Source organism: Cupriavidus sp. 01L46, from assembly GCF_056399905.1.
Genome location: NZ_JBFTSF010000113.1, coordinates 25,603 through 35,135 on the forward strand (window position 1 = coordinate 25,603; position 9,533 = coordinate 35,135).

6 protein-coding genes, 2 tRNA genes and 1 pseudogene are annotated in these 9,533 nt (G+C 63.5%); all 9 read left to right on the forward strand.

Annotated elements, in window-relative coordinates:
* The first annotated feature begins 11 nt into the window (after positions 1-11).
* Positions 12-2,234, forward strand: coding sequence for a RelA/SpoT family protein (locus tag AC1DS3_RS20430; protein ID WP_441630551.1), 2,223 nt, complete (start codon positions 12-14; stop codon positions 2,232-2,234).
* A 21-nt stretch (positions 2,235-2,255) separates the two neighbouring features.
* Positions 2,256-2,332, forward strand: a tRNA-Val gene (locus AC1DS3_RS20435).
* A gap of 68 nt (positions 2,333-2,400) precedes the next feature.
* Positions 2,401-2,477: transfer RNA gene (locus AC1DS3_RS20440), tRNA-Val, on the forward strand.
* 367 nt (positions 2,478-2,844) lie between these two features.
* Entirely contained in the window at positions 2,845-4,752 is a 1,908-nt protein-coding gene (gene thrS, locus AC1DS3_RS20445; protein WP_477127833.1) for a threonine--tRNA ligase, read from the forward strand.
* A 45-nt stretch (positions 4,753-4,797) separates the two neighbouring features.
* On the forward strand, positions 4,798-5,319 hold the full coding sequence (infC, locus tag AC1DS3_RS20450) for a translation initiation factor IF-3 (RefSeq protein WP_081488948.1): 522 nt from the start codon (positions 4,798-4,800) through the stop codon (positions 5,317-5,319).
* A gap of 170 nt (positions 5,320-5,489) precedes the next feature.
* Entirely contained in the window at positions 5,490-5,687 is a 198-nt protein-coding gene (gene rpmI / locus AC1DS3_RS20455) for a 50S ribosomal protein L35 (RefSeq protein ID WP_006163215.1), read from the forward strand.
* Between the two features lie 27 nt (positions 5,688-5,714).
* Positions 5,715-6,071 carry a 50S ribosomal protein L20 gene (gene rplT, locus AC1DS3_RS20460; protein WP_006163216.1) on the forward strand — a complete coding sequence of 119 codons (357 nt, stop codon included), beginning with the start codon at positions 5,715-5,717 and terminating at the stop codon, positions 6,069-6,071.
* Positions 6,072-6,407: 336 nt separating this feature from the next.
* A pseudogene (pheS, locus tag AC1DS3_RS20465) lies at positions 6,408-7,292 on the forward strand (phenylalanine--tRNA ligase subunit alpha); the annotation flags it as partial.
* Between the two features lie 83 nt (positions 7,293-7,375).
* Positions 7,376-9,533: phenylalanine--tRNA ligase subunit beta (gene pheT / locus AC1DS3_RS20470; RefSeq protein ID WP_477127834.1), on the forward strand; the 2,158-nt coding region annotated here is incomplete at its 3' end.

The window sequence follows — 9,533 nt, forward strand, 5'->3', positions numbered from 1 at the left end:
GGGGCAGCGAGATGGTGACGTCGACTGACCTGACCGGGCAGATTGCCGGCACGCCCGATGCCGGGCTGGTGGAGCGCGCCCTGGCGTTCGTGCGCGAGCGCGGCAGCGCGGCGTTGCTGCCCACCGGCGAAACCGTGCTCTCGCATGCCGAGGGCATGCTGCGCATTCTCGACGGCCTGCGCGTCGACGATGCCGCGCGCGCGGCGGCCTGCCTGTTTGCGCTGGCCGCGTTCGTGCCTGGCAGCGAGGAGGAAATCGAGCCGCTCTTCGGCGAAGAGGTGGCGGGGCTGGTCAAGGGTGTGCGGCAGTTGTTGCGCATCGGCGCGATCGCGGTGGGCCACAGCGGCGCGCCTGAAACCACCAAGGACGAAATCGCCGCGCGCCAGGAGCAGGTGGAGGCGCTGCGCAAGATGCTGCTGGCCTTCGCGCAGGACATCCGCGTGGTGCTGGTGCGCCTCGCCTCGCGGCTGCAGACGCTGCGCTGGCTGGCGCAGGTCAAGGCGCAGCCGCTGCCGGGCGTCGCGCGTGAAACGCTGGACATCTACGCGCCGCTGGCCAACCGGCTCGGGATCTGGCAGATGAAGTGGGAGCTGGAGGACCTGGCATTCCGCTTCGAGCAGCCCGACACCTACAAGCGCATCGCGCGGCTGCTCGACGAAAAACGCATCGAGCGCGAAGGCTATATCGCCAGYGCCATCGCGCGGCTACAGTCCGAGCTGGCATCGGCCGAGATCCGCGCCGAGGTGAGCGGGCGGCCCAAGCATATCTACAGCATCTGGAAGAAGATGCGCGGCAAGGAGCTCGACTTCGCCGATCTCTACGATGTGCGAGCCTTCCGCGTGATCGTCGACGACATCAAGGATTGCTACACCGTGCTGGGCATCGTGCACCATATCTGGCAGCCGATCCCGCGCGAGTTCGACGACTATATTTCCCGGCCCAAATCGAACGGCTACAAGTCGCTGCACACGGTCGTGATCGGCGACGACGGGCGCGCCTTCGAGGTGCAGATCCGCACCCAGGAGATGCATCACTTCGCCGAGTACGGCGTGGCCGCGCACTGGCGCTACAAGGAGGCGGGCAGCAAGGGTTATAGCGGCCAGTTCTCCGCCAGCGAACGCTACGACGAGAAGATCGCGTGGCTGCGCCAGCTGCTGGCGTGGAAGGACGACGCCGATCATTCGGTTGCGCACGACGAGTCGCCGTGGGAGCAGCTCAAGCACGCGGCCATCGACGACCACCTCTACGTGCTGACGCCGCAGGCGCGCGTGGTGGCGTTACCGCAGGGCGCTACGCCGGTGGATTTCGCGTACTACCTGCATACGGACCTGGGCCATCGCTGTCGCGGCGCGCGCGTGGACGGCACCATGGTGCCGCTGAACACGCCGCTGAAGAACGGGCAGACGGTGGACATCATTGCCGTCAAGCAGGGCGGCCCGTCACGCGACTGGCTCAACGCGGAACTAGGCTACCTGGCCAGCCCGCGGGCGCGTGCCAAGGTGCGCGCCTGGTTCAATGCGCTGGATTCGCAAGAGACCATGTCGCAAGGCCGCGCGCTGATCGACAAGACCTTGCAGCGCGAGGGCAAGACCGCTGTCAACCTGGATGACCTTGCCGCGCGGCTGGGTTTCAAGATGCCGGACGACCTGTTCGCCGCGGTCGCCAAGGATGAGTTCAGCCTGCGCCATGTGGAGCAGGCGCTGCGGCACCCCGAGGGCGAAGCCGCGGTGGTGCAGAGCGAGGAAGAGGCCGTCACCAAGAAGAGCCGCGCCACCAGCGTGGCGCGTGGCGCCAAGAGCGGTGTGCTGGTGGTGGGCGTGGATTCGCTGCTCACGCAGATGTCCAAATGCTGCAAGCCGGCGCCGCCGGACGAGATCGTGGGCTTCGTCACGCGCGGGCGCGGCGTCTCGATCCACCGCCGCACCTGCCACACCTTCGGGCAGCTCTCGGCGCGCGCGCCGGAGCGCGTGATCCATACCGAGTGGGGCAAGCGCAGTGATGCCGTCTATCCGGTGGACATCCACGTGGAGGCGATCGACCGGCAAGGGCTGCTGCGTGACATCTCCGAAGTGCTGTCGCGCGAGAAGATCAACGTCACCGGCGTGAAGACGCTGTCGAGCAAAGGCGTCGCGCGGATGCAGTTTACCGCCGAGGTTTCCGAGGCCACGCAGTTGCAGCGCGCACTCGGTTTGATCGAAGATGTGGTGGGGGTCTTGCAAGCGAAAAGAAAGTGATGCTATACTTTCGTTCTCCGTAGGCTCGTAGCTCAGCTGGTTAGAGCACCACCTTGACATGGTGGGGGTCGTTGGTTCGAGTCCAATCGAGCCTACCAACGAACAAGCAGTAAGACGTAGGCGCAGTGCAGCAGGCGCATACAGCGGTTAGTTTCAAGCAGTACATAGGCTCGTAGCTCAGCTGGTTAGAGCACCACCTTGACATGGTGGGGGTCGTTGGTTCGAGTCCAATCGAGCCTACCAACGCATAGCAGTAAGCAGTACCGAAGCAGTCCGGTTGATCCCGATAACCTGGAACGGAAAAGGCGCCATGTTCAAGACACAGCGAACTACTACCGCTAATTAGCGACAGTAGTCGAGGTGCGCCTTCGGACCCGGTAGATTGGGGTTAAATCGAAAAACAACGCAGCCTTGGCTGCGTTTTTTTTCGTCTGTCGCTTATTGGCTCCCTGCTATCCTGCTCGGTCGCCCGTGGGTGGATCCGAGCGAAGTCCCCGCTGCCTGGCTCAGGCTGGTTGCATGAAGTGGCATGAGCCCGGCGCTACAAGATGCTTTTTATTCGCTTGCCGGCCGTACGGTGCCGGCGGGTGGATTTCTGATGAGGTGCAAGATGATCGCAATCACGCTGCCGGATGGTTCCCGACGCGAATTCCCCGGCCCGGTAACGGTGGCCGAAGTGGCGCAGAGCATTGGCTCGGGCCTGGCCAAGGCTGCCCTGGCGGGCAAGGTGGATGGGCTGATGGTCGACACCAGCTTCCTCATCGAGCGCGATGCTGCTCTCGCCATCGTCACGGACAAGGATGCCGATGGCGTTGATGTGATCCGTCACTCGACGGCGCACTTGCTGGCCTACGCTGTCAAGGTGCTGTATCCCGAGGCGCAGGTGACGATCGGCCCGGTGATCGAGAACGGCTTCTACTACGACTTCGCCTACAAGCGCCCCTTCACGCCCGARGACCTSGTCGCCATCGAGAAGAAGATGGCCGAGCTCGCCAAGAAGGACGAGAAGGTAACGCGCGAAGTCTGGAGCCGCGACGAAGCCGTGAAGCTGTTCGAGTCGATGGGCGAGAAGTACAAGGCCGAGATCATCGCCTCGATCCCGCAGGACCAGGAGATCGGCCTGTATCGCGAAGGCGAGTTCGTCGACCTTTGCCGTGGCCCGCACGTGCCGTCCACGGGCAAGCTCAAGGTCTTCAAGCTGATGAAGGTGGCGGGTGCCTACTGGCGCGGCGACGCCAAGAACGAGATGCTTCAGCGCATCTATGGCACGGCCTGGGCCAAGAAGGAAGACCAGGAAGCCTACCTGCACATGCTGGAAGAGGCCGAGAAGCGCGACCACCGCAAGCTGGGCAAGCTGCTCGACCTGTTCCACCTGCAGGAAGAGGCGCCGGGCATGGTGTTCTGGCACCCGAAGGGCTGGCAGGTGTGGCAGGCGGTGGAGCAGTACATGCGTGGCCGCCTGACGCAGGCCGGCTATGAAGAAGTGCGCACGCCGCAAGTGATGGATCGTTCGCTGTGGGAGAAGTCAGGCCACTGGCAGAACTACAAGGAGAACATGTTCGTCACGGAGTCGGAGAAGCGCGACTACGCGATCAAGCCGATKAACTGCCCTGGCCATGTGCAGATTTTCAATCACGGCCTGCGCTCCTACCGCGACCTGCCGCTGCGCCTAGCCGAGTTCGGCGCCTGCCATCGCAACGAGCCCTCCGGCGCGCTGCACGGGCTGATGCGCGTGCGTGGTTTTGTGCAGGATGACGCGCACATTTTCTGCACGGAAGAGCAGATCGTCGCGGAGGCCAAGGCTTTCAACGAGCTGGCGTTCTCCGTGTACGACGATTTCGGCTTCAAGGATATCGCGGTCAAGTTGTCGCTGCGCCCGGATCAGCGCGCCGGTTCGGACGAAGTCTGGGATCACGCCGAGGAAGGCCTGCGCCTGGCGCTGCGCGCCTGCGGCGTGGAGTGGGAGGAACTGCCGGGCGAGGGCGCCTTCTATGGTCCCAAGGTCGAATACCATATCAAGGACGCCATCGGCCGGTCTTGGCAATGCGGCACGCTGCAGCTGGACCTGGTGCTGCCGGAGCGCCTGGATGCCGAATACGTCTCCGAAGACAACTCGCGCAAGCGCCCGGTCATGCTGCACCGGGCCATCCTGGGCTCTTTCGAGCGCTTCCTGGGCATCTTGCTGGAAAACCACGCCGGCGCACTGCCCGCCTGGCTGGCGCCAGAGCAGGTCCTGGTGCTGAATATTGCCGACTCGCAGGCGGAATATGCCGAAAACGTCGTGCAACTGCTGCAAAAACAAGGATTTAGGGCTAAGGCKGATTTGCGTAACGAGAAAATTACGTATAAAATCCGCGAGCATTCCCTTCAGAAGATCCCCTACCTCCTGGTAGTGGGCGACAAAGAACGGGATGCCAGTCAAGTGGCCGTGCGTGCCCGTGGCAACGTGGATCTGGGCGTGATGTCCGTCTCCGCGTTTGTGGAGCGTCTGCAACAGGACGTAGCCAGCAAAGCCTGATGGGATGAGCACGGCTTGTTTTTTGTCTTCTTGAGGTAACGCAACATCGCTACAGACAAAGGTCATCGCATCAATCGCGAAATCAGCGCACCCGAATTGCGCTTGGTCGGGGTTGATAACGAGCAGCTCGGCATCGTCAAGTTCATGGACGCGCTCCGCCTGGCTGAGGATAAGGACTTGGACTTGGTGGAAATCGCTCCTACAGCGGTGCCGCCGGTTGCCCGTATCATGGATTACGGCAAGTTCAAGTACGAGGAAGCCAAGCGCGCGCACGACGCCAAGCTGAAGCAGAAGATCATCCAGGTCAAGGAAGTCAAGTTCCGGCCGGGTACGGATGATGGCGACTACAACGTCAAGCTGCGCAACCTGAAGCGCTTCCTCGAAGACGGCGACAAGACCAAGATCACGCTGCGTTTCCGCGGCCGTGAGATGGCGCACCAGGAAATCGGCGCGCGTGTGCTCGAACGCCTGAAGGCGGATCTGGAAGAAGTTGGCCAGGTCGAGCAGATGCCGAAGATGGAAGGCCGCCAGATGGTGATGGTGCTGTCTCCCAAGAAGAAGAAGTAAGATTTTGCGCGTCGCTGCGGCCCGGAGGGGAATCCCTCCGGGCGCGGCGTCGTGCGAAAGCAGCGCAGAGGCCGCACGCGGCTTTAGCGCAACAATAAGTGGATGCGGGTTTTGCAAGTGTCGGCGCTAGCTGGCCACCTGCATGCATGTCATAGAAGCTGGAGTATTTCATGCCGAAGATGAAGACCAAGAAAAGCGCCTCCAAGCGCTTTACTGCGCGTCCGAATGGTTCGTTCAAGCGTGGCCAGGCCTTCAAGCGTCACATCTTGACCAAGAAGACCACCAAGAATAAGCGCCAGTTGCGCGGCACCCAGGACGTCCATGAGACGAACCTGAAGGCCGTTCGCGCAATGATGCCTTACGCATAACCCTAACGAAAACGAAAGGAGCATTACATGCCTCGAGTAAAACGTGGGGTCACTGCACGGGCCCGCCATAAGAAAGTCATCGTCGCCGCCAAGGGTTTCCGCGGCCGTCGTAATAACGTCTACCGTATCGCCAAGCAGGCGGTCATGCGTGCTGGCCAGTACGCATACCGCGATCGCCGCAACAAGAAGCGCGTGTTCCGCGCTCTCTGGATTGCGCGTATCAATGCTGCTTCGCGTGAGCATGGCATGACCTACAGCGTGTTCATGAACGGCCTGAAGCGGGCTTCGATTGAGCTGGACCGCAAGGTGCTGTCGGACATGGCTATTCATGACAAGCCTGCCTTTGCCGCCATCGTCAACCAGGTGAAAGCCACCGTTGCCTGATGCCGGCTTCGGGGTGCCATGCTAATGTCTAGCGTGGTTTCCCGGGCAAGCACCGACCGCAAGGTCGACAGCATTTCCGCCAAATTTGCCTGAGCAGCGCCTGTCGCCGCGATGGCGGTTCGGCCGGACCTGCAGAAACGGGGCTCCTCACCGAGCCCCGTTTTCATTTCGGATACCGTTTCGCGTGCCGTTCCCGGTTCGATGCAAGACGACATCCGAAACGAAGCCCGCGCCGCCCCCGGTGCCGCGCGGGCTCTGCACCTACATCGCACTTAGTGCCAACCCACGCCCGGGCCCAGCGTGACCCGGACRCCAAATTTATCGCCGACCGCCGCCATGTCTCTGGATCCGGATCAAATCGTCGCCGACGCCCAGGCCGCCTTCGCTGCAGCCAACGACAACGCCACGCTGGAAAACGAGAAAGCCCGCTTTCTCGGCAAGACCGGTGCGCTCACCGAGCTGCTCAAGAGCCTCGGCAAGCTCGACCCGGAAACGCGCAAGAGCGAAGGCGCGCGCATCAACCAGGCCAAGCAGCAGGTCGAGGCCGCGCTGCAGGCACGCCGCCAGGCGCTGGCCGATGCGCTGATGAACGCGCGGCTGGCCGCCGAAGCCATCGACGTCACGCTGCCGGGCCGCGCGGTTGCCCGGGGCAGCCTGCACCCGGTGATGCGCACCTGGGAGCGCGTCGAGCAGATCTTCGGCTCGGTGGGCTTCGATGTGGCCGATGGCCCCGAAATCGAAACGGACTGGATGAACTTCACCGCGTTGAACAACCCGGACAACCATCCGGCCCGTTCGATGCAGGACACCTTCTATGTGGACGGCCGCGACAGCGACGGCAAGTTGCTGCTGCTGCGTACCCACACCAGCCCGATGCAGGTGCGCTACGCGCGCATGCACGTGGAGAAGTACAAGGGCCGCGAGATGCCGCCGATCAAGGTGATCTGCCCCGGCCGTACTTACCGCGTCGACAGCGACGCCACGCATTCGCCGATGTTCAACCAGGTCGAAGGCCTGTGGATCGGCGATGACGTGAGCTTTGCAKACCTCAAGGGCGTGTACAAGGACTTCCTGCGCAAGTTCTTCGAGCGCGATGACATCCAGGTGCGTTTCCGCCCCTCGTACTTCCCGTTCACCGAACCGTCGGCGGAAATCGACATGGCCTTCGGCAACGGCAAGTGGCTGGAGATTTCCGGCTCGGGCCAGGTGCACCCCAATGTGCAGTTCGCCTGAGGCGCGTATCCGCGCCAGAGCATATCGTCACCGACACCACAGAACAGAATACTTACCGGATCAGAAGCGCCATGCAATTCTCGGAATCCTGGCTTCGCAGTTTCGTCAATCCCGACAAGATTTCCACCGATGCGCTCTCGCACAGCCTGACCATGGCCGGGCTGGAAGTGGAAGAGGTCGGCCCGGTCGCGCCGCCTTTCAACAAGGTGGTGGTGGCGCGCGTGCTTTCCACCGAGCGCCATCCCAACGCCGACCGTCTCAACGTTTGCCAGGTCGATGCCGGCACCGGCGAGACCCTGCAGATCGTTTGCGGCGCGCCCAATGTGGCGCCCGGCGTGCTGGTGCCTTGCGCGCTGGTCGGCGCGGTGCTGCCGCCGTCCGAGGCGGGCGGCAAGCCGTTCGAGATCAAGGTGGGCAAGCTGCGCGGTGTGGACAGCTTCGGCATGCTCTGCTCGGCGCGCGAGCTCAAGCTGTCGGAGGACCACGGCGGCCTGATGCTCCTGCCCGAAGATGCCAGGATCGGCATGGACATTCGCGAGTACCTGGACCTGGATGACCAGGTCTTCGTCATCAAGCTCACCCCCAACAAGGCCGACTGCCTGTCGATCCACGGCGTGGCGCGCGAAGTCGCCGCGCTGACCGGTGCCGCGCTGCATCTGCCGGAGATGAAGCCGGTTGCCGTGACGCTGGCCGACAAGCTGCCAGTGAAGATTTCGGCCCCCGACCTGTGCGGCCGCTTCTCGGGCCGTGTGATCCGCGGCGTGAACGCGCGCGCGGCCACGCCGGCATGGATGGTGCAGCGCCTGGAGCGGGCAGGGCAGCGCAGCATCTCCGCACTGGTCGACATCTCCAACTACGTGATGCTCGAGCTCGGCCGTCCCTCGCACGTCTTCGACCTGGACAAGATCCACGGCGGGCTGGATGTGCGCTGGGGCCGCAAGGGCGAACAGCTCAAGCTGCTCAACGGCAATACCGTGGAGCTCGACGAGCAGGTCGGCGTGATCGCCGACGACAAGGAGATCGAGAGCCTGGCCGGCATCATGGGCGGCGACAGCACCGCCGTGACGCTCGACACCACCAACATCTACCTCGAAGCCGCCTTCTGGTGGCCGCAAGCCATCCAGGGCCGCTCGCGCCGCTTCAACTTCTCGACCGATGCCGGGCATCGCTTCGAGCGTGGCGTGGACTACGCCACCACGGTTGAGCATATCGAGCGCATCAGCGCGCTGATCCTCGAGATCTGCGGTGGCCAGGCAGGCCCGGTCGACGACCTCATCGTCAACCTGCCGCAGCGCAAGCCGGTGTGCCTGCGCGTGGCGCGCGCCGAGCGCGTGCTTGGCATCGAGCTGTCGCCTGCGGTCATCGCCGACGTCTTCCAGCGCCTGCAGCTGCCGTTTACCCGCGAGCAAGGCGCGGACGGCGAAGTGTTCGTGGTTACTCCGCCGAGCTATCGCTTCGATATCGAGATCGAGGAAGACCTGATCGAGGAAGTGGCCCGCATCTATGGCTTCGAGCGCATCCCGGCACGTCCGCCGATCGCCGAAAGCGAGATGCGCCCGACCGACGAAGCGCGCCGCTCCACTCACGCTGTGCGCCACGCGATTGCCGCGCGCGACTACCAGGAGGTGATCAACTTCGCCTTCGTCGAAGAAAAGTGGGAGCGCGATTTCGCCGGCAACGACAACCCGATCCGCCTGCTGAACCCGATCGCCAGCCAGCTGGCGGTGATGCGTTCCACGCTGATCGGTGGCCTGCTCGACAAGGTGCGCTACAACCTCAACCGCAAGGCATCGCGCGTGCGGATGTTCGAAGTGGGCCGCGTGTTCCATCGCGATGAAACGGTCGCCGATGGCGGCCTGACCGTGGCCGGCTATCGCCAGCCGATGGTTGCAGGCGGCATTGCCTACGGCCCGGCCTTCGAGGAGCAGTGGGGCATCGCCACCCGCCCGGTGGACTTCTTCGACGTCAAGGGCGATGTCGAGGCCTTGCTGTTCCCGCGCGTCGCGCGCTTCGAGCCGGTATCGCATCCCGCGCTGCATCCGGGCCGCGCCGCGCAAGTGGTGATCGACGGCAAGGTGGCTGGCGTGATCGGCGAACTGCATCCGCGCTGGCTGCAGGAGTACGAACTGACGCAAGCGCCGGTCGTGTTCGAACTGGACCTGCTGGCACTGCGTGAAGCGGGCCTGCCGGGCTACACCGAAATCTCCAAGTTCCCGGCCGCCGTACGTG

Coding starts and splice junctions, on each gene's coding strand:
- rpmI (WP_006163215.1), top strand. CDS start 5,490: ATGCCGAAGATGAAGACCAAGAAAAGCGCCTCCAAGCGCTTTACTGCG.
- rplT (WP_006163216.1), top strand. CDS start 5,715: ATGCCTCGAGTAAAACGTGGGGTCACTGCACGGGCCCGCCATAAGAAA.